The 19,780-nt window shown below is 64.5% G+C and carries 16 protein-coding genes and 1 pseudogene; 8 read left to right on the top strand and 9 right to left on the bottom strand.

The features are described from left to right. Nucleotides 1-26: 26 nt before the first annotated feature. From LN450_RS09925 to typA, 3 genes are all read right to left on the bottom strand, one after another. Entirely contained in the window at nt 27-1,676 is a 1,650-nt protein-coding gene (locus LN450_RS09925) for an amidase (protein WP_170808585.1), read from the bottom strand. A gap of 104 nt (nt 1,677-1,780) precedes the next feature. Next, a complete protein-coding gene (locus LN450_RS09920; RefSeq protein ID WP_008571656.1) occupies nt 1,781-2,200 on the bottom strand; it encodes a DUF2127 domain-containing protein in 420 nt (139 codons plus the stop codon). Between the two features lie 67 nt (nt 2,201-2,267). Further along, nucleotides 2,268-4,097 carry a translational GTPase TypA gene (typA, locus tag LN450_RS09915; protein ID WP_003486646.1) on the bottom strand — a complete coding sequence of 610 codons (1,830 nt, stop codon included), beginning with the start codon at nt 4,095-4,097 and terminating at the stop codon, nt 2,268-2,270. Nucleotides 4,098-4,338: 241 nt separating this feature from the next. Here typA and LN450_RS09910 point away from each other — a divergent pair, with 241 nt between their 5' ends. Both LN450_RS09910 and LN450_RS09905 read left to right on the top strand, forming a co-directional pair. Further along, nucleotides 4,339-4,833, top strand: a complete 495-nt coding sequence (locus tag LN450_RS09910; RefSeq protein WP_011346549.1) for a peptidylprolyl isomerase — start codon at nt 4,339-4,341, stop codon at nt 4,831-4,833. A gap of 117 nt (nt 4,834-4,950) precedes the next feature. Beyond that, a complete protein-coding gene (locus LN450_RS09905) occupies nt 4,951-5,937 on the top strand; it encodes a malate dehydrogenase (RefSeq protein ID WP_008571655.1) in 987 nt (328 codons plus the stop codon). Between the two features lie 84 nt (nt 5,938-6,021). Here the strand turns inward: LN450_RS09905 and LN450_RS09900 are convergent, their stop codons facing one another. From LN450_RS09900 to LN450_RS09885, 4 genes and pseudogenes are all read right to left on the bottom strand, one after another. Continuing rightward, nucleotides 6,022-6,636 (bottom strand): glutathione binding-like protein, encoded by a 615-nt coding sequence (locus LN450_RS09900; RefSeq protein WP_008571654.1) that lies wholly within the window; start codon nt 6,634-6,636, stop codon nt 6,022-6,024. Between the two features lie 408 nt (nt 6,637-7,044). Continuing rightward, entirely contained in the window at nt 7,045-7,506 is a 462-nt protein-coding gene (locus tag LN450_RS09895; protein ID WP_005915848.1) for a cell wall hydrolase, read from the bottom strand. Between the two features lie 1,351 nt (nt 7,507-8,857). Further along, entirely contained in the window at nt 8,858-10,897 is a 2,040-nt protein-coding gene (locus tag LN450_RS09890) for an NADPH-dependent 2,4-dienoyl-CoA reductase (protein WP_011346552.1), read from the bottom strand. Nucleotides 10,898-11,100: 203 nt separating this feature from the next. After that, nucleotides 11,101-12,123 (bottom strand): annotated as a pseudogene (locus tag LN450_RS09885) (zinc-binding alcohol dehydrogenase family protein). A gap of 415 nt (nt 12,124-12,538) precedes the next feature. On the opposite strand from LN450_RS09885, the gene LN450_RS09880 reads away from it, so the two are divergent. From LN450_RS09880 to LN450_RS09870, 3 genes are all read left to right on the top strand, one after another. Next, a complete protein-coding gene (locus LN450_RS09880) occupies nt 12,539-13,636 on the top strand; it encodes an OmpA family protein (protein WP_008571649.1) in 1,098 nt (365 codons plus the stop codon). Between the two features lie 192 nt (nt 13,637-13,828). Then, on the top strand, nt 13,829-14,344 hold the full coding sequence (locus tag LN450_RS09875; RefSeq protein WP_007968908.1) for a hypothetical protein: 516 nt from the start codon (nt 13,829-13,831) through the stop codon (nt 14,342-14,344). A 19-nt stretch (nt 14,345-14,363) separates the two neighbouring features. Next, nucleotides 14,364-15,224, top strand: coding sequence for a pseudouridine synthase (locus tag LN450_RS09870; protein ID WP_011346555.1), 861 nt, complete (start codon nt 14,364-14,366; stop codon nt 15,222-15,224). Here the strand turns inward: LN450_RS09870 and LN450_RS09865 are convergent. Together LN450_RS09865 and kbl are read right to left on the bottom strand one after the other, a co-directional pair. Continuing rightward, on the bottom strand, nt 15,175-15,567 hold the full coding sequence (locus LN450_RS09865) for an HNH endonuclease (protein ID WP_011346556.1): 393 nt from the start codon (nt 15,565-15,567) through the stop codon (nt 15,175-15,177). The two genes, LN450_RS09870 and LN450_RS09865, sit on opposite strands and share 50 nt — an antisense overlap. A 2-nt stretch (nt 15,568-15,569) precedes the next feature. Continuing rightward, nucleotides 15,570-16,778: a glycine C-acetyltransferase gene (gene kbl / locus LN450_RS09860; RefSeq protein ID WP_011346557.1), complete on the bottom strand. Its 1,209-nt coding sequence runs from the start codon at nt 16,776-16,778 to the stop codon at nt 15,570-15,572. 90 nt (nt 16,779-16,868) lie between these two features. On the opposite strand from kbl, the gene LN450_RS09855 reads away from it, so the two are divergent. The 3 genes from LN450_RS09855 to cysW are packed head-to-tail and all read left to right on the top strand — an operon-like array spanning nt 16,869 to nt 19,780. Next, entirely contained in the window at nt 16,869-17,966 is a 1,098-nt protein-coding gene (locus LN450_RS09855; protein WP_014089499.1) for a sulfate ABC transporter substrate-binding protein, read from the top strand. A gap of 3 nt (nt 17,967-17,969) precedes the next feature. Beyond that, nucleotides 17,970-18,830, top strand: coding sequence for a sulfate ABC transporter permease subunit CysT (gene cysT, locus LN450_RS09850; RefSeq protein WP_011346559.1), 861 nt, complete (start codon nt 17,970-17,972; stop codon nt 18,828-18,830). Beyond that, complete coding sequence (gene cysW / locus LN450_RS09845) at nt 18,827-19,780, top strand: sulfate ABC transporter permease subunit CysW (protein ID WP_011346560.1); 954 nt, start codon at nt 18,827-18,829, stop codon at nt 19,778-19,780. The genes cysT and cysW overlap by 4 nt, the downstream gene beginning before the upstream one ends.

Raw genomic sequence — 19,780 nt, 5'->3', positions numbered from 1 at the left:
TTCTTGGGCGCCAGGTATAACGGCGGTCAATCATGCTGGTGCGAACCGGGCGCAGGCGCGACGGGTATCGTGCCTGACGTGGCCCCACCTGGCGCAGCCGGCGCACTCGGCGCATAGCCAGGCGTAAAGCGCGCATGGCTGCGTTGCTCGTATGCATACGCCAGCTCGATCAGGCGCGGCTCGCTCCAGGCGGTGCCCATGAACAACAGGCCCAGTGGCAAGCCCTGGGTCTGTCCCATCGGCACGCTCAGGCTTGGATAGCCGGCCACCGCCGCGGCACCATAGCCGGCGCCGGGGAAGGTATCGCCCTTGCCGAGTGTGGTGATCCACGCCGCGCCCGTCGTGGGCACGATCAAGGCATCCAGGCGATCTGCCTTCAAGGCTGCGTCGATGCCTTCCGGCCCCGCCAATCGCTTGGCGTTGGCGCGCGCGCTCAGATACCCCGCATCGTCGAGACCGGGCGCTGCCTGCGCCTGTTCGAACAATTCCTGCCCGAAGTACGGCATTTCGCGCTGCGCGTGCTTGCGATTGAACGCAATCAACTGCTCCAGGTTCGCCACAGGCGCGTGGTGGTTCTGCAGATACGCGTTCAAGCCGGCCTTGAATTCGACCAATAAGACCATCTGCTCTGCAGCATCCCACTTGCCATCGGTGACCAGGGCGGTCTCGACCACGGTGGCGCCAGCGTCACGCAGGGTGCGCACGGCGCGGTCGAGCGCCGCGGCGATTGCCGGATCCTCGCGCAGCGGGTTGCGCAACAGGCCCAGGCGCGCGCCACGCAGGCTGTCGGGTTTCAGGTAGGCGAGATAATCGACGCTGGTCGCCGGTGCCTTGGCGGTGGCGGGGTCCTGCGGGTCGGGTGCGGCGATGGCCTGCAGCACTGCAGCCGCATCGGCGACGCTGCGGGTCATCGGGCCGGCGGTGTCCTGACTGGCGGAAATTGGGATGATGCCGTCGCGACTGACCAGGCCAACGGTCGGCTTGAGCCCGACCAGGCCGTTGACCGATGCCGGACAGGTGATGCTGCCATCGGTTTCGGTCCCGATGCCGACGGTGGCCAGGCTGGCCGCGATGGCCGCACCGGTGCCGGCACTGGAGCCGCAGGGATTACGATCCAGCGCATATGGATTGCGCGTGAGCCCTCCGCGTCCGCTCCAGCCGGAACTGGATTGGGTGGAGCGGAAATTGGCCCATTCGCTGAGGTTGGTCTTGCCCAGGATCACCGCGCCGGCGGTGCGCAGGCGCTGCACCACAAACGCATCGCGAGCGGGGTGGAACTCGGCCAGGGCGAGGGAGCCGGCGCTGTTGACCATCGGCAGCGCGTCGATATTGTCCTTGAGCAGCACCGGGATGCCGTGCAGCGGCCCACGCACGTGGCCGGCTTTGCGTTCGGCATCCAGGGCGCGCGCGTCGGCTTCGGCCTGTGGATTGAGTTCGATCACCGCGTTGAGCCTGGGGCCGGCGCGATCGATGCCGGCAATACGCTGCAGATACGCGCGCGTCAGTTGCAGGCTGCTGCTCTGGCCGCTGGCCATGCGCGCCTGCAGGCCTGCCACGTCGGCCTCGCTCAGATCGAGAGGGTGGGCGGTGGACGCGTCGGCAGCGCTGGCCGCAGAACGCGACGGATCATCGGCATGCGCACAGCCGCAGAGCGCGGCAAGCAGCGCGAAGGACAAAAGGGTGGATCGCATGGATGGTCGTCCCCGGGGAGAAGTCGCAGGCTAACGGCGCTGCGTCGGGGTGACAACGTAAGGACGTGCTCGCCAACGGGCAGGCAGGCTCAGCGACGGCGGCGTCGCACCAGGTCGCGTGCCAGCACGCCGACCACCAGCAGGTTGATCGCCAGCACGCCCCAGGCGGTCCAGCCGGGATGACGCACGATGGCGTAGATATCGAAAGGCAGATAGATGGCCGCCGACAGGCAGCCCAGCACCGAGGCCCAGGCCTTGGCACGCCACAGACCCCAGGCTTCCACCACATGCAGCAGGCCATAGGCCAGCATGGCGGCAGCGGCCAGATGCACCGCGTCGGGGCTGATGGTCTTGAGCAACGACGGCAGTGCGCCGTGGTCGGGGTCCAGGTTGAAGCGGCGGATCAGGGTGATGACCGCGTTTTGCAGCGGGAGCGGGCCCAGAATTTCCAGGCCCGTCGCCGCCAACAGCGCAAGCGTCCCCTTGACCGCCTCAAGCAAGGCGATCACATGCAGTCCCGGATGCGCGCGCGGATCCGGGCTATAGGGTTTGTTACTCACGCGTCAGCTCAACAACTCAGCCCGAACGGCCAGCGCGCTTGCGGTCGCTTTCGGTCAGGAATTTCTTGCGCAGGCGGATTTCCTTGGGGGTGACTTCCACCAGCTCGTCGTCCTCGATGAAGTCCAGCGCCTGTTCCAGCGTGTACTTGATCGCCGGGGTCAGCTTGATCGCATCGTCCTTGCCCGAGGCGCGCATGTTGGTCAGCGGCTTGGTCTTGATCGCGTTGACGGTCAGGTCGTTGTCCTTGGAGTGGATACCCACCAGCTGGCCTTCGTACACGTTGTCGCCTTCGGCGGCGAACAGGCGGCCACGCTCTTCCAGCGGCCCCAAGGCATATGCCGGGGTCGCACCCGGTGCATTGGCAATCATCACGCCGTTCTGGCGCTTGGCGATGGCGCCCTGTTCCTTCGGACCGTAGTGGTCGAATACGTGGAACAGCAGGCCGGAGCCCTGGGTCAGGGTGCGGAATTCGTTCTGGAAGCCGATCAGGCCACGCGCCGGGATCATGTAATCCAGGCGCACGCGGCCCTTGCCGTCGGGCTCCATGTTCTTCAGCTGGCCCTTGCGGGTGCCCAGCTTTTCCATCACGCCGCCCTGGTGCTGTTCTTCGATGTCCACCACCAGCTGCTCGATCGGCTCCATCAACTTGCCGTCGATTTCCTTGATGATCACTTCCGGGCGCGATACGGCCAGCTCGTAGCCTTCACGACGCATGTTTTCGATCAGCACCGACAGGTGCAGCTCGCCACGGCCGGAGACCAGGAACTTGTCGGCGTCCGAGCCTTCCTCGACCTTCAGCGCCACGTTGTGCACCTTCTCGCGGTCCAGACGGTCGCGCAGCTGGCGGCTGGTCAGGAACTTGCCGCCGGACAGGTCCTTGTTGCCGGCGAACGGCGAGTTGTTGACCTGGAAGGTCATCGAGATGGTCGGTTCGTCCACGGTCAGCGCCGGCAGCGCTTCGGGATGATCGAGCGCGCACACGGTGTCGGAGATGGTCAGTTCCTGGATGCCGGAGATCGCCACGATGTCGCCGGCCTCGGCGGTGTCCTGCTCGATACGCTCCAGGCCCAGGAAGCCCAGCACCTGCAGCACCTTGCCCTGGCGCTTCTTGCCTTCGCGGTCGATCACGCTGACCGGCATGTTCTTCTTCAACGTGCCGCGCTGGATGCGGCCGATGCCGATCACGCCGACGAAGTTGTTGTAGTCCAGCTGGCTGATGCGCATCTGGAACGGGCCGTCCGGGTCCACGTCCGGGGCCGAGACGTGCTGCATGATCGCTTCGTACAGCGGGGTCATGTCGCCTTCGCGCACGTCCGAATCCAGGCTGGCGTAGCCGTTCAGTGCGGAGGTGTAGACGATCGGGAAATCCAGCTGCTCGTCGGTGGCGCCGAGCTTGTCGAACAGGTCGAACACCTGGTCGATCACCCAGTCCGGGCGCGCGCCGGGACGGTCGATCTTGTTGACCACCACGATCGGCTTGAAGCCCATCGCAAAGGCCTTCTGGGTCACGAAGCGGGTCTGCGGCATCGGGCCGTCCATCGCGTCGACCAGGATCAGCACCGAGTCCACCATCGACAGCACGCGCTCGACTTCGCCACCGAAGTCGGCGTGTCCGGGGGTGTCGACGATGTTGATGCGGTTGCCCTGCCAGGTGATGGCGGTGTTCTTGGCCAGGATCGTGATGCCACGTTCCTTTTCCTGGTCGTTACTGTCCATCACGCGTTCAGCCAACACGGTGCGTTCGGACAGGGTGCCGGACTGCTTCAGCAGGCAGTCGACGAGGGTGGTCTTGCCATGGTCGACGTGCGCGACGATGGCGATATTGCGGAGTTTTTCGATAGACATGCGGAAAGGGCCCCTGTCTGGCGCCAGTCTTGAGATGAGGTAAGCCCGACATTATAGCGGTTTCGTTGCGCTGCCGTTGCCGATTGCCCGGAGTCGATTCAGATCGCCCATTCAGCCAGCGTGACGGGCCGCGCGCCGGGCGGGCGGGAGCGTTGAACGATGGTCGTACCCATGCGGCCGGCCACGCACCCGGGTGTATCCTAGCGGGCTATTGATCACCCCAGAACCTGCAAGGATTTCTATGTCCCTGATCGCCACTTTCGACACCTCCCGCGGCCCGATCGTCGTCGAGCTGTACCCGGACAAGGCCCCGCTGACGGTTGCCAACTTCGTGAACCTGGCCAAGCGCGGCTTCTACAACGGCCTGAGCTTCCATCGCGTCATCGCCGACTTCATGATCCAGGGCGGTTGTCCGGAAGGTTCCGGCCGCGGCGGCCCGGGCTACCGTTTCGAAGACGAGACCAACAATGGCCTCGGCCACGAGCGCGGCGTGCTGTCCATGGCCAATGCCGGCCCGAACACCAACGGCAGCCAGTTCTTCATCACCCACACCGCCACCCCGTGGCTGGACGGCAAGCACACCGTGTTCGGCAAGGTCACCCAGGGCCTGGACGTGGTCGATAGCGTTGCCCAGGGCGACACCATCAATACGCTCACCATCGAAGGCGACACCGACGCCGTGCTGGCCGCCAAGGCCGACCGCGTTGCGGAGTGGAACAAGATCCTCGCCGCCTGATCGCATCCCGTCGAACGGCCGCCATGTGCGGCCGTTCGCTTGTCAACGCGCGCCGCCAGGCCCTGCGCCCCGCCAGCGTGCGACCCCACCAACGTTTTTTAGCAGAGGAAACACCCCATGAAAGCACCTGTTCGTGTTGCTGTGACCGGCGCTGCCGGCCAGATCGGCTATGCCCTGCTGTTCCGCATCGCTTCCGGCGAAATGCTGGGCAAGGACCAGCCGGTCATTCTGCAGTTGCTTGAACTGCCGATTGAGAAGGCCCAGGCCGCCCTCAAGGGCGTGATGATGGAACTGGAAGACTGCGCGTTTCCGCTGCTGGCCGGCATGGTCGGTACCGACGACGCCGAAGTGGCCTTCAAGGACGTTGATATCGCCCTGCTGGTCGGTTCGCGTCCGCGCGGCCCGGGCATGGAGCGCAAGGACCTGCTGCTGGCCAATGCGGAGATCTTCACCGCACAGGGCGCGGCCCTGAACAAGGTCGCCAAGCGCGACGTGAAGGTGCTGGTGGTCGGCAACCCGGCCAACACCAACGCCTACATCGCCATGAAGTCGGCGCCGGACCTGGACCCGAAGAATTTCACCGCCATGCTGCGCCTGGACCACAACCGCGCGCTGAGCCAGCTCTCGGCCAAGCTCGGCAAGCCGGTGGCCGGCATCGAGAAGCTGGCGGTGTGGGGTAACCACAGCCCGACCATGTACCCGGATTATCGTTTCGCCACCGCCGATGGCGCCTCCGTCGGTGATGCGATCAACGACCAGGAGTGGAACGCTTCCACCTTCATCCCGACCGTGGGCAAGCGCGGCGCAGCGATCATCGAAGCGCGTGGCCTGTCCTCGGCCGCCTCCGCCGCCAATGCCGCCATCGACCACATCCGTGACTGGGTGCTGGGCACCAACGGCAAGTGGGTGACGATGGGCGTGCCGTCGGACGGCTCCTACGGCATTCCGGAAGGCGTGATGTTCGGCTTCCCGGTCACCACCGAAAATGGCAAGTACACCATCGTCAAGGATCTGCCGATCGACGACTTCAGCCAGAAGTACATCGACAAGACCCTGGCCGAGCTGGAAGAAGAGCGCAGCGGCGTGGCGCATCTGCTGGGCTGAGTTATTCGGTCACTGCTGTTATGAAAACGCCGGGCATTGCCCGGCGTTTTTTTTATTGCGCCTCGCGTGGCAGAGACTGCGCGGTCAGGCCAGGCCTTCGGCCTTGAGTGCAGCCTGCACATCGGCATCGGCCAGCATGCGTTGCACGAACGCCTGCAGCGCATTCAATCCATCCAGATTCACCGCAACTTTCTGCGCCCACAGCAAGGTGACGAACAAATACGCATCGGCACCGGTGTGGCTGTCGCTGGCGAGCCAGGTGCGACCTTGCAGATGCGCATCGACGCGCTCGTACAGCGTGCGCAATTTGCTGCGCGCATCGTCCTGGCTGCGCGCAATCAGCGCCGGGTCCTGCAGATACGCGGTGCTGCCGAAGATCGGCTTGAAGGTGGGGTGCACGTCGGCATTGACGAAGGCGATCCACCGATTGATCTCGGCACGGCTGCGCGCGGTGCCATCGCCGGATAGGCCGGTGAGTGGTGCGATGTCGGCGATGTAATTGAGAATGGCTGCATTCTGGGTCAGTGCCCAATCGTCGACCATCAGCAATGGCACCGAGCCTGCTGGATTCAGACGCAGATACTCGGGAGATTTCATCGTTGCCGCATCGACCACACTCAGGTCGAACGGCAGCCCCGACCAACGCAACACGATGTGATCTGCCAGCGAACAAGCGCCGGGCTTGGTATACAGCTTCATGGACGATCTACGCGGGAATGAAGACCCAAGCTTAGCGGGCAGACGATGCCGTGTGAAGCGCGCAGCGGGAATTGGGCTTCAGCAGGGCGCCGCTCATTGGCCCATGGCTCGCTCGCGCTGGTGTCGCGCCGATATGAACGGCATCACCGAACTGGCAGCGCGCACGTGGCGGCTCCGGCCTGGTCAGGCTCTTCTTTGCAACCTGTCCGGGCGCAGGAAGCGAGTCGGTGCCTGATAAGGCTTGCTGCCGCGCCGGTCGATCGCCATGCGTGCAGCGTGTCCGTTGTATGCGACGCATGAGCGTCTTGAGATAGGCGCTTGAAACACGTCAAACGCAGCGGCACTGCATCTCGATGATCAACGATCCCAGCGACGTATGACGCTCAGAGATACCGCGACAGTCCGCGCTCAGGACGCGTTGCGCGGGCGCAGCGATTGCACGCGATAGAACGTGTGGTCGCCGATGGTGGCCACCTGATAGGCATTACGCCAGCTGGGGCTCGCAATTGCGCTTGCGGCAAAGTGGCTGGCGCCCGGCACGATCTCCTTGCGTTGGCCAACCGGCAATGCCCAGTTGCGCTGCGCCGCCAGTGCCACGCCCAATGCCTTGTTCCAGGCATCGTCGTTCTTCAGCTGCGTGCCTGGCGCGACGATCGTCGGCGCGAACTGCTTGCGTGCAGTGACCACCTGACACATCGAATCGCCCCACAAACCACTATCCAGGCGACGCAACGCAACTTCTGCAACGGCCTGTTGGCCACGCAAGGTCTGGTCGCGCGCTTCCAGATAGACGGTCGTGCTCAAACACAGCGAATCTGCGGCTGGCTGCGGCAACACATGCGACAGCCAGAGTATCCAAACAAGTTTCATAGAACTCCTTGCTCCGTATGGGCCGGTCCGCAGAGCATCCAATGTGGATGCACCAGTGCAGAGGGCTTGGCGTCATGGGGAGGCGACCTGCCACCGGTCGCCAAATGCTTCGGCGAAAGACCATCTGCCGAAGGCGCCCACCAAATGCGGTGGGTCAAAAAGTTGGCGCAAGGTAGGCGTCGATCACACAATCGCGGCTGAATGAGAGGGGTTGACGACTGCAACCGCCCGCAACGCATGGCGCTGCACACAAGCCTCGCGTGCATCGCAACATCGAATCTGCGTCGCATCGTTGCAGCGACTGTTGTGTTGCCTGAATTTTTTGCCACATCGCGCACGCTGCGGCATTGCGCGTTGGTTTGGGAAGATCGCCTGGCGGCCAAAAAAGCACCCTCCGCATAAGCGAATTTTTCTTACACGCGCTCGTCACGCGTTGTTGTGTTGTCCAGTTGAGTTACGCAATTGGTTTCGTACATCGACCACGGATGCGCGAGAAAAACGAGCGTTGCGGTGACGCCAGCGATGGCGGAAGTGCTACGTGTCCGAGATACATCGTCGTGCTGCAGTCTTGGCGATTTAGACATCATCTTGGATGCGTACAGATGCGCGGTCTCGACGCATCTTGCTGATAACGCCATCGGAAGCAGCACAGACGCCATCCGCTGCAGCGAAAGCTATCTGCCATTACGACGCGATTTCCGTCACTGCATGACGTTCGGAGGATGCGTGACCATGTTTCGACAGCTCGTCGATCATTCGATGCGCCAGGGATGCGCCCTAGTGCGTTGCGATGGGTTCCGAGGTCGCCTGCTTATGCGCGCAAGAGCACGAAGAAGCTCAAGTGCAGAAGTGCCAGGCACATAAGTTTCAAAACGAATGGACGCCAAGGCGAAGGAGGCGATGAGGCGCCAGGTGCTGCAGTCAGTGCAGCACGCACTGTCGGCAGCGCGCGCATGCAGCTTTCGAAATTCCTTGTCCAAGTGACAAAGCGTGCGGTGTATTCGCATCCCATAACCGCGTTGATGCTCTCGCGGTAACTGCGAATCGACAACGCAAGAAACAAGCATCGACCCGAGCGCGTTTCAGGTGCGCGAAGTGCCCGGCCGTCTACCAGGCAGGCGCGTGTCGAAATGTGCTGTCGTGCAGGCACGCAATATGGCAGGCGGCAGTGCGCGCGGTGACGATGCATCGGGCACATATCGCCGAGCCGCACGACAAGAAAAAGAACGGGCGTTGCAGACCGCCACATCCGCGTGCATGTCGGCGTCGGTCGCGCCGCATGCACGTCAGCGGTGCAGCCAGGACGCGAACACAACGACGGCGTCGTGGTGACGCCGTCTTCGAAAACCCGTTACAGGGTCGCGGCCAGCCGACTTGCCTGGTTGATCGCGCGCTTGGCATCCAGTTCGGCCGCCACGTCCGCGCCACCGATCAAATGCGGCTGCTGGCCATTGGCCTGCAGCGCAGCCAGCAACTCGCGACGCGGCTCCTGCCCGGCGCACACCACCACCGTACCGACATCCAGCAGCTGTTCGCTGCCTTCCACGCGAATGCGCAGGCCGGCATCGTCCACGCCCAGATATTCCACGCCGCCGAGCATCTTGACGCCCTTGGCCTTGAGCGTCGCGCGGTGGATCCAGCCGGTGGTCTTGCCCAGGCGTGCACCAGGCTTACCGGAGCTGCGCTGCAACAACCAGACCTGGCGGGCGGCGCGCTCGGGTTGCGGTTTGGTCAACGCACCGCGCGCTTCGAAGTTCGGGTCTACGCCCCATTCGGCCATCCAGCGCTGCGGATCCAGCGCAGGCGATTGGCCGGTGTGCACCAGAAACTCACCGACATCAAAGCCAATGCCGCCGGCACCGATGATCGCCACCTTGTCGGCGGCCACGTGGCGGCCCAGCACCACGTCGAGGTAGCTCACCACCATCGGATGATCGGCACCGGGGAAATCCACCTTGCGCGGCTCGATGCCGGTTGCCAGCACGACTTCGTCAAAGTCTTTCAGATCGGCCGCCTGTACCGGGGTGTTCAGACGCAGCTGCACGCCGGTCGCTTCGATGCGATGGCCGAAGTAACGCAACGTCTCGTTGAATTCTTCCTTGCCCGGAATGCGCCTGGCGACATTGAATTGCCCCCCGATCGCATCGCTAGCCTCGAACAAGGTCACCCGGTGCCCGCGTTCTGCCGCCACTGTCGCGCAGGCCAGACCGGCCGGGCCGGCCCCGACCACGGCGATGCGCTTGGGCGTGGCAGTCGGGGTGTAGTTGAGTTCGGTCTCGTGTGCGGCACGTGGGTTGACCAGGCAGCTGGCCAGCTTGTTGTCGAAAACATGATCCAGGCAGGCCTGATTACAGGCGATACACGTATTGATGGTGTGCGACTGCCCGGCGCGCGCTTTATTGGTCCACTGCGGGTCGGCCAGCAGCGGCCGCGCCAGCGACACCATATCTGCGGCACCGTCGGCCAGGATGCGCTCGGCCACCTCCGGCATGTTGATGCGGTTGGTGGCCACCACCGGAATGCGCAGATGCGGTTTGAGCTTGGCGGTGACCCCGACAAACGCGGCGCGCGGCACCGAGGTGGCGATGGTGGGAATGCGCGCTTCGTGCCAGCCGATACCGGAATTGATGATGGTCGCGCCGGCCGCTTCGATCGCCTGTGCCTGCGCCAGGATTTCCTGCCATTGGTTGCCGTCTTCGACCAGATCCACCAGCGACAGCCGATAGATGATGATGAAGTCCGGCCCGCAGGCCTCGCGGATGCGTCGCACGATCTCCACCGCAAAGCGCATGCGCTTGCTGGCATCGCCGCCCCACGCGTCGCTGCGCCGATTGGTGCGCGCGGCGGTGAATTCATTGATCAGATAGCCTTCCGAGCCCATGACCTCGACGCCGTCGTAGCCTGCCTCGCGCGCCAGCCGCGCGGCACGCGCATACGCGGCGATCTGCCGGTCGACCGCGCCGGCCGACAACGCACGCGGAGTGAACGGGTTGATCGGTGCCTTGAGCCTGGACGGCGCAACCGACAGCGGGTGGTACGCACAGCGCCCAGCGTGCAGCAGCTGCAGGCAGATCTTGGCGCCGTGTTCGTGGACTGCGCGGGTGACCTGGCGATGCGGGCGTACTTCCCACGGCCACGATAACTTGCCGCCGAATGGCTTGAGCCAGCCCACCACATTGGGCGAAAACCCACCGGTCACGATCAGGCCCACGCCACCGGCGGCGCGCTCGGCGAAATACGCCGCCAACCTGGGGAAGTCGCGCGCACGGTCTTCCAGGCCCGTGTGCATCGAGCCCATCAGGACCCGATTACGCAATTGCGTGAAGCCCAGATCGAGCGGAGTGAACAGGTGCGGGAAGGACAAGGCGGAGGGGCCGGTGGCGGGCGACATGATGTGGATACGCTTGCGTACGGATTGCGCACGATGCCGGCAAACCGGTCTGGCGGCAAGTCCTGGTGCATGCAGCGGCGCGCCGATGCTGCAGACGCCCGTTCGGCACCACGCCTGTGCTGCCGCCCGCACAGGCGCGCTTCGATGCGCAGGCGCCTTTCGCACCAGGGCATCGGGGCAGCGACCTTGGCCCGCCGGCCGCCTTACCAGCCGGCCAGCACCAGCTTGCCGATCGTGCTGCCGCTTTCCAGCCGACGATGCGCCTCGCGCAGCTGCTGCGCATTGATCGGCGACAGCGTCTCGGTATGCGTGGTGCGCAGTTCGCCGGCATCGATCAGGCTGGCTGCCCGGTTGAGGATACGGTGCTGCTCGACCATGTCCTCGGTCGCGTAGCGCGCGCGCGTGAACATCAGCTCCCAATGGATGCCGATGCACTTGGATTTGTAGGGGTCGCCGATCGGCAACGGTCCGCGCGGCTCCACGATCAGGCCCACATGGCCCTGCGGCGCCAGCACTTCGCCCAGTGGCTGCCAGTAGCGGTCGGTGTCGGCCAGATTGAGCGCCGCGTCCACCGTGTCCAGCCCCAGCGCCTACAGTTGCGGCTGCAGCGGTTGGTGATGATCGATCACGTGATGCGCACCCATTTGGCGAACCCACTCGATGCTCTCAGGACGCGATGCGGTGGCAATCACCGTGAATCCGGCATGCCGCGCCAGTTGGATCGCGATGGAGCCCACGCCACCAGCGCCGCCGATGATCAGCAGATGCCTGCCGCGATTGCGTGCACCGTCGAACGAAAAGGGCATGCGCTGGAACAGCAGCTCCCATGCCGTCAGAGTGGTCAGCGGCAACGCGGCCGCCTGCGCGAAGCTGAGCGAGGTCGGTTTGCATCCGGCAATGCGGGCGTCCACCAGCTGGTACTGCGCATTGCTGCCCGGCCGCCCGATATCGCCGGCGTAGTAGACCTCGTCGCCGACCGCAAAGGCGGTGACCTCCGGGCCAACCGCCTCGATCACCCCGGCGGCGTCGTAACCCAGGATCTTCGGCGCGTGCAGCGGTTGCGGCGTGGGCGCGCGCACCTTCGTATCGACCGGGTTCACCGAGATCGCTTCCACCCGCACCAATAAGTCATACCCCGACGGCGCCGCAGGTGTCGGAAGTTCCATATCAAGCAGCGATTCGGGATCGTCGATCGGAAGATGGCGGGTGAGGGCGACAGCTTTCATTGGAGCGCTCCAGAGCGGGAGGTTCAGGGTGCGTTGTGGAGCAAGTCGCCCGCAATCACCGACCCCACAATTCAGCTCGGACGGGGCCTGGCGTTCACCAATGTAGTTTTCGAGGCCGCCTGGAACGCTAAAAACCAGTCAGCCTGAAAGCGTATTCAAGTGACTTAATTGGGCTGCGGTTCATGCAGGTGCGTTATCCGATTTGGGCGCGCGGTCCTTTCCTTCATGAAGCTGTATACGTAGTATTGCTTGGCGTTGCGGGACCCGGTGATTGCTTTCACATGTTATATGACCGTTAACGCGATCTTCACCGAGGCCGGCTTAATCTGCGCCCCGATGGCTCTGGATGTGACGAGCATCTTTACCAAGCACAACGCCTCTATCGGTTTTATCTCCCAAAGAAGGAGCTGTATAAATGAACAAGAAAATTCTCACTGCCGCGTTGCTCGGCGGTCTGGCAGTTGCCCAGGCTGCTTCCGCGCAGGAGTTCGACGACCGTTGGTACCTGACCGGTAGCGCTGGCTTCAACTTCCAGGACAGCGATCGCCTGACCAATGATGCCCCGTTCGTCACCCTGGGTCTGGGCAAGTTCGTCAGCCCGAACTGGTCGATCGACGGTGAGCTGAACTATCAGAACCCGAACTTCGATGCCAACCAGGATCTGAACTGGAGCCAGTACGGCATCTCGTTCGACCTGCGTCGCCACTTCATCCAGGAAGGCCGCGGCTGGAACCCCTACCTGCTGTTCGGCCTGGGCTACCAGCGTTCGGAAGAAGAATTCGACGCGACCCCGAACCCGGTTTCGCCGGGCCAGCAGAAGGACGGCAACTTTGCCGCCAAGGCTGGTGTCGGTCTGCAGACCACCTTCGACAAGCGCGTCGCCGTGCGTGCCGAGTTGGCCTACCGCGCTGACTTCAACGACCAGAGCGTTGCCGCTCCGCGCGAAGACTGGTTCGGTGACGTGCTGGCTTCGGTCGGCGTCGTGATCCCGTTGGGACCGGCTCCGTCGACCGCTCCGCCGCCGGCTCCGGCTCCGGTTGCTCCGAGCTGCGCCGATCTGGATGACGACGGTGACGGCGTCAACAACTGCGACGACAAGTGCCCGAACTCGCAGCCTGGCCAGACCATCGGTCCGGACGGTTGCCCGGTTCCTGTCTCGATCGACCTGAAGGGCGTGAACTTCGACTTCAACAAGTCGACCCTGCGTCCGGATGCCGTCTCGATCCTGAGCGAAGCGACCGAAATCCTGAAGCGTTACCCCGACCTGAAGGTCGAGGTTGCCGGTCACACCGACTCGAAGGGTACCGACGCGTACAACCAGAAGCTGTCCGAGCGTCGTGCGACCACCGTGTACGACTACCTGACCAAGAACGGCGTCGATGCGTCGCGTCTGGTCGGCCCGATCGGCTACGGCGAGAGCCGTCCGATTGCTCCGAACACCAACCCGGATGGTTCGGACAATCCGGAAGGTCGTGCGAAGAACCGTCGTACCGAGCTGAACGTCCAGAACTAATTGGACCGCTAGCTTTGCTGCATACAAAACCCGGCCTTGCGCCGGGTTTTGTCTATGCAGGCCCTAGAAAAGCGCGCTCAGGCGCTGCCGATCCTGTCTGTGTTGCCATCCAGGCACGGTTCCTGTTGAAACAGCGTTCATCGCTGCCTACACTCGCCGCGTCAATACCACACTCATACTTGGAAGAACCCGATGCTGCGTACCGCTACGGCAGGACTGCTCTGTCTCGCTCTGATCCCCGCCGCCTACGCCGCTCCGAACTGCGCCGGCAGCATGGTGTCCCAGCCACTGCCGCTGCCCGCCACCGTGGTTGCACCGGCGGCTGCCGAGTTCTACACCCGCAGCGTGCAGCTGGGCATGCCCACTGGCGTGCTGGCACAGCCCTATAGCAGCGACCAGTCGGTGGATCGCGTGCTGCTGCGCCTGCGCGTGGAAGGCTGCCAGGATCTGGCCAAGGTCATTCCGCCTGGCGGCACCGTCAACCCGAACGACCCGGCGGCCTACAAGGCGACCACCGCGTTCGACAACACCCCGTGGCGCTTCGACATGAGCCAGAACGGCAAGCGCATGACGGCAGAAGAATTCGATGCCTGGATGAAGGCCCGCGGTGTGCGCGTGGTCAAGGCACGCCCGGCCGCTGGCGCGGCACCTGCCGCGGCAGCGCCCGCAGCACCTGCAGCCGACGCCAAGTCGGTCGAAAACAAGTAAGCCCTGCGGTCGGGACGGCATGCCCCGGCGACCTGCGCCGGCAACGTCCCGGCAGCGTCAGCGTGGTCCGGGAGCGGCCGGTGCAGTGCGCACGTCCGCTGCCGCATCCGCCAATGCCGCGCCACGCCATGGGCTGGCGCGTGTGCTGTCCAAGCTTGGTGTGTGTTCGCGCACCGAGGCAGCGCGCTGGATTGCCGATGGCCGCGTCAGCGTGTCGGCGCGTGTGGTGCGCGACCCCGAATTTCCGATCCGCGGCGATCAGCAATCGTCCATCACTGTCGATGGGCAGCCGCTCGCGGGGCCGGCGCGTTGCTATCTGATGCTCAACAAGCCGCGTGGCGTGGTCACCACCGTGCGCGACGAGCAGGGCAGGGACACTGTCTACCGTTGCTTCGATGGCGCCGGCCTACCGTGGATCGCGCCGGTGGGGCGCCTGGACAAGGCCAGCGAAGGCCTGCTGCTTTTCAGCAACGACCCCCAATGGGCGGCGACGGTGACCGACCCGGCGAGAGGGCCGGACAAGACGTACCACGTGCAGATCGATTGCCGCCCCAGTGCCGCGCAACTGACGCAGCTGCAGGCCGGTGTGGCAGATACCGATCCTGAGGGGGAGGGCGTGCTGTTGCGTGCCAAACAGGTCAGCGTGCTGCGCGAAGGCGAGCGCAATGCCTGGCTGGAAATCGTGCTGGACGAAGGCCGTAATCGGCAGATCCGCCGGCTGTTGGCCGCAGTCGATATCGGCGTACTGCGGCTGGTGCGGGTGGCGATCGGCCCGCTGGCGATGGGGGAGCTCGGCAAAGGCGCGTGGCGGATGCTGAGCGCCGAGGAAGTCAGGACGTTGGTGCCGGCGGCGCGCGCCAGCGCGCCAGACGCGCGCTGAGCAGGGCGCTCACCACTTCGTAAGCGCGTGCGTCGCCGGCGCCGTTGGCATCGTGGCGGCGACCCTTGGCGTGATTGCAGCCGGCACAGGCCAGCGCCAGATTGCGCGCATCGTTGGCATCGCCGCCCACCAGCGCGCACAGCGCCGCCGCCGCGCGACGACCGAACCAGGCCTGCGGCACCACGTGTTCCAGCGTGGTGTGGCCAAGCGGTTCGCCGTCGGCGCGCACTTGCAGATGCCGACGGCAATGCAGGCAGCGTGTCTCCCAATGGCCGTCGCGCAGCTGCGCCTGCGCATCGGTCTGCGCCGCCAGCAGCAGCCGTTGGCGCAGCACCGTGCGCATGCTCAGGCGTCGATGACCTTGAGTTCGCGCCCGATCTTGATGAACGCTTCGATCGCATGATCCAGGTGCTCGCGCGTATGCGCTGCGCTGATCTGGGTGCGAATGCGCGCCTGGCCTTTCGGAACCACCGGAAAGAAAAAGCCGATGGCGTAGATGCCTTCTTCCAGCAAGCGCTCGGCGAATTTTTGCGCCAGCGGTGCGTCGTACAGCATCACCGGGCTGATCGGATGCACGCCCGGCTTGACGTCGAAACCGGCGGCGGTCATGCGGGCGCGGAAATAGGTGGTGTTTTCGACCAGCTGCGTGCGCAGCTCGCCCGCGGCATCCAGCATGTCGAAGGCCTTGATGCCGGCAGCCACCACGTGCGGCGGCAATGAATTGGAGAACAGGTAGGGGCGCGAACGCTGGCGCAGCAACTCGATCACTTCGCGCTTTGCGGTGGTGAAGCCGCCGAGTGCGCCGCCCATGGCCTTGCCCAGGGTGCCGGTGAAAATATCGATCTGGTCCAGTACGCCCTTGACTTCGGCCGAGCCGCGGCCGGTGGCGCCGAGGAAGCCGGTGGCGTGGCATTCGTCGATATGCACCAGCGCGTTGTACTTGCGGGCCAGGGCAGTGATTTCGTCGAGCGGGGCGATGAAGCCGTCCATCGAGAACACGCCGTCGCTGGTGATCAGCTTGGTCTTGCAACCGGCGGCGTCGGCGGCCTGCAGCTGCGCCTCCAGATCGGCCATGTCGCAGTTGGCGTAGCGGAAGCGCTTGGCCTTGCACAGGCGCACACCATCGATGATGGAGGCATGGTTGAGCGCGTCGGAAATGATGGCGTCGTGCTCGCCCAGCAGCGGTTCGAACAGGCCGCCATTGGCATCGAAACAGGCCGCGTAGAGGATGGTGTCTTCGGTGCCGAAGAACTCGGCGATGCTGCGTTCCAGTTGCTTGTGCAGGTCCTGGGTGCCGCAGATGAAGCGTACCGAGGCCATGCCGAAGCCGTGGCTGTCCAGCGCGTCCTTGGCGGCCTGGATGATGTCCGGGTGGTCGGCCAGGCCCAGATAGTTGTTGGCACAGAAGTTCAGCACGCGGCGGCCATCGGCCAGGGTGATCTCGGCCGACTGCGGACCGGTGATGATGCGCTCGGACTTGAACAGGCCTTGGGCCTGGATGGCATCCAGTTCGGCGGCGTAATGGGCAGTCAGCGCGGCGGGAGCGGTGGTCATGGCGGTCGCAGTGGCAGAAAGAAGCGCAATTTTAACGATCACGGTGGCATACCACTACGTCATGCAAAATCGGCATAAGAGGCGGCGCTGATGTCATTTCACCGCCTGCGTGCCGCTGCGCAGCATGGCATGCTTGCTGTTCAGCTGTGCTCAACCGGCCAGGAGATCGTCGTGACATACCCCCGTTTCCGTTTTGCCTCCCTTCTTTGCGCCTTGCTGGTCCTGGCCGGGCCGGCTGGCGCGCGCGAGATCGGGCTGCTCAACGTGAGCTACGACCCCACCCGCGAGTTCTACCGTGACTACAACGCCGCCTTCGCCGCGCAGTGGAAACAGCAGCACCCGCAGGACACGGTGACCGTGGAAACCTCGCACGGCGGCTCTGGCAAGCAGGCGCGCGCGGTGATCGATGGCATCGAGGCCGACGTGGTGACCCTGGCGCTGGCCTACGACGTGGATGCCATCGCGCAGAAGGCCAAGCTGATCGATGCCGATTGGGAAAAGCGCCTGCCCGACAACAGTGCGCCCTATACCTCGACCATCGTGTTCCTGGTGCGCAAGGGCAACCCGAAGAACATCCACGACTGGCCGGACCTGCTGCGGTCTGGCGTAGCGGTGGTGACGCCGAACCCGAAGACCTCCGGAGGCGCGCGCTGGAACTATCTGGCCGCCTGGGCGTATGCCGACCACATCTTCAAGGGCGACCGCCAGCGCATCCTGCGCTACATGCAGGCGCTGTTCCGCAACGTGCCGGTGCTGGATACCGGCGCACGCGGTGCCACCACGACGTTCGTGCAGCGCGGCATCGGCGATGTGCTGCTGGCCTGGGAAAACGAAGCGCTGCTGGCGCGCGAGGAACTGGGCAAGGACAAGTTCGAGATCGTGGTGCCGAAGTTGTCGATCCTGGCCGAGCCGTCGGTGGCGCTGGTGGACAAGAACGTCGACAAGCATGGCACCCGCGAGGTGGCCGAAGCCTACCTGCGCGATCTGTATGCGCCTGAAGGGCAGAAGCTGGCAGCCAAGCATTTCTATCGCCCGCGGCATCCCGAATTTGCCGACCCGGCCGACATGGCGCGGTTTCCGGACATCAAGCTGGTGACCATCCAGCAGGCGTTCGGCTCATGGGAGAAGGCGCAGCAGGAGCACTTTGCCGACGGTGGCGTGTTCGACCAGATCCAGGCCAACAAGTAGGCGATGTCGATGTCGGTTGCACCCCACCCAGCGCCGTCATCGCGCCGACGCGTGATGCCGGGGCTGGGCCTGAGTCTGGGCATCACCCTGACCTGGCTTGGCCTGATCGTGCTGATCCCGCTGCTGGGCATCTTCATCAAGACCAGCGGTCTGGGCTGGGAGGGCCTGTGGCGGGTATGGAGCGAGCCGCGCGTGCTGTCGGCGCTGCGGGTGAGCTTCGGCACCGCGTTTGCGGCCGGTGCCTTCAACGCGGTGATGGGCACCTGGGTGGCCTGGGTCTTCGTGCGTTACAGGTTCCCGGGCAAGCGCTTTTTCGATGCGGTGATCGATCTGCCGTTCGCGTTGCCCACCGCGGTGGCCGGCATTGCGCTGACCGCGCTGTACGGCGGCAACGGGTGGGTGGGGCGCTGGCTGGAGGCGATCGGGATCAAGGTGGCTTACACGCAGCTGGGCATCGTGCTGGCGTTGGTCTTTGTGGGCCTGCCTTTCGTGGTGCGGGTGGTGCAGCCGGTACTGGCAGAGAGCGATCGTGAAATGGAGGCTGCCGCCGCCACGCTGGGTGCCTCGCGCTGGCAGACGGTATGGCGGGTGGTGCTGCCGGGGCTGTGGCCAGCGGTCCTGACCGGGTTTGCGCTGGCGTTTGCGCGCGGCGTGGGGGAGTACGGCTCGGTGATCTTCATTGCCGGCAACCTGCCCAATTCCACCGAGATCGCCCCGCTACTGATCACCATCCGGCTGGAAGAATTCGACTACGCCGGCGCCACTGCCATTGCCGCGGCCATGTTGTTGCTGTCGTTCGTGATCCTGCTGGTGGTCAATACGCTGCAGGCACGGCTGCTGCGCTATCAACGGAGGCCCGTATGAACGATGCCGTTTCATCGCTGCCTTCCATGTTGCCTACCCACGCCATGACCAAGCAGGCGCGCCGCATCAGCGATTCGGCCACCAATGAGCCGCGCTGGGTGCAATGGCTGATGATCCTGGGGGCCGTGCTCTTTCTGCTGGCGTTCTTGCTGCTGCCGCTGGTGCTGGTGTTCGCCGAGGCATTGCGTGGCGGTTGGGAAACCTTCCTGCGTGCGGTGGTCGACCCGGACGCGTTGTCGGCGATCAAGCTGACCTTGCTGGTGACGGCGATCGTGCTGCCGTTGAATCTGGTATTCGGCGTGGCCGCGGCGTGGGCCATCAGCAAGCATCAGTTCTGGGGCAAACGTCTGCTGGTCAGCCTGATCGACCTGCCGTTTTCGGTGTCGCCGGTGGTGGCAGGCTTGATCTTCGTACTGATCTTCGGCCGCAGCGGCTGGGCCTGGCCGCTGATCGACGAAGGCTGGCATGTGCAGCTGCCGGTGCTGGGCGAATTGGTGATTCAGCTGCCGCGGATCGTGTTCGCGTTGCCGGGCATCGTGCTGGCGACCACGTTCGTGACATTCCCCTTCATCGCGCGCGAACTGATGCCGCTGATGGAGCAGCAGGGCAGCGACGAGGAACTGGCGGCACTGAGCCTGGGCGCGAACGGCTGGCAGATGTTCTGGCGGGTGACGTTGCCCAATATCCGTTGGGGCCTGCTGTACGGCGTGCTGCTGTGCGCGGCGCGCGCGATGGGCGAATTCGGTGCGGTGTCGGTGGTGTCCGGGCATATCCGTGGACGCACCAATACGCTGCCGCTGCATGTGGAAATTCTCTACAACGAATATGCCTACAGCGCCGCATTTGCCTGCGCGTCGCTGCTGGCATTGACCGCGCTGCTGACGTTGGCGCTGAAGACGTATCTGGAATGGCGACACGGCGATTCGCTGGCCGCCAACCACCGCCATTGA

The sequence above is a fragment of the Xanthomonas euvesicatoria pv. euvesicatoria genome (assembly GCF_020880415.1).
Classification (GTDB): domain Bacteria; phylum Pseudomonadota; class Gammaproteobacteria; order Xanthomonadales; family Xanthomonadaceae; genus Xanthomonas; species Xanthomonas euvesicatoria.
Note: the sequence above shows the minus strand (reverse complement) of the source record. Positions and strands in the feature narration are given on the sequence as shown.

Bases quoted from the DNA above. Each gene is read 5' to 3' on its own strand.
- typA (WP_003486646.1), bottom strand. From the start codon at position 4,097: ATGTCTATCGAAAAACTCCGCAATATCGCCATCGTCGCGCACGTCGAC.
- LN450_RS09910 (WP_011346549.1), top strand. From the start codon at position 4,339: ATGTCCCTGATCGCCACTTTCGACACCTCCCGCGGCCCGATCGTCGTC.
- LN450_RS09905 (WP_008571655.1), top strand. From the start codon at position 4,951: ATGAAAGCACCTGTTCGTGTTGCTGTGACCGGCGCTGCCGGCCAGATC.
- LN450_RS09900 (WP_008571654.1), bottom strand. From the start codon at position 6,636: ATGAAGCTGTATACCAAGCCCGGCGCTTGTTCGCTGGCAGATCACATC.
- LN450_RS09895 (WP_005915848.1), bottom strand. From the start codon at position 7,506: ATGAAACTTGTTTGGATACTCTGGCTGTCGCATGTGTTGCCGCAGCCA.
- LN450_RS09890 (WP_011346552.1), bottom strand. From the start codon at position 10,897: ATGTCGCCCGCCACCGGCCCCTCCGCCTTGTCCTTCCCGCACCTGTTC.
- LN450_RS09880 (WP_008571649.1), top strand. From the start codon at position 12,539: ATGAACAAGAAAATTCTCACTGCCGCGTTGCTCGGCGGTCTGGCAGTT.
- LN450_RS09875 (WP_007968908.1), top strand. From the start codon at position 13,829: ATGCTGCGTACCGCTACGGCAGGACTGCTCTGTCTCGCTCTGATCCCC.
- LN450_RS09870 (WP_011346555.1), top strand. From the start codon at position 14,364: ATGCCCCGGCGACCTGCGCCGGCAACGTCCCGGCAGCGTCAGCGTGGT.
- LN450_RS09865 (WP_011346556.1), bottom strand. From the start codon at position 15,567: ATGCGCACGGTGCTGCGCCAACGGCTGCTGCTGGCGGCGCAGACCGAT.
- kbl (WP_011346557.1), bottom strand. From the start codon at position 16,778: ATGACCACCGCTCCCGCCGCGCTGACTGCCCATTACGCCGCCGAACTG.
- LN450_RS09855 (WP_014089499.1), top strand. From the start codon at position 16,869: ATGTCATTTCACCGCCTGCGTGCCGCTGCGCAGCATGGCATGCTTGCT.
- cysT (WP_011346559.1), top strand. From the start codon at position 17,970: ATGTCGATGTCGGTTGCACCCCACCCAGCGCCGTCATCGCGCCGACGC.
- cysW (WP_011346560.1), top strand. From the start codon at position 18,827: ATGAACGATGCCGTTTCATCGCTGCCTTCCATGTTGCCTACCCACGCC.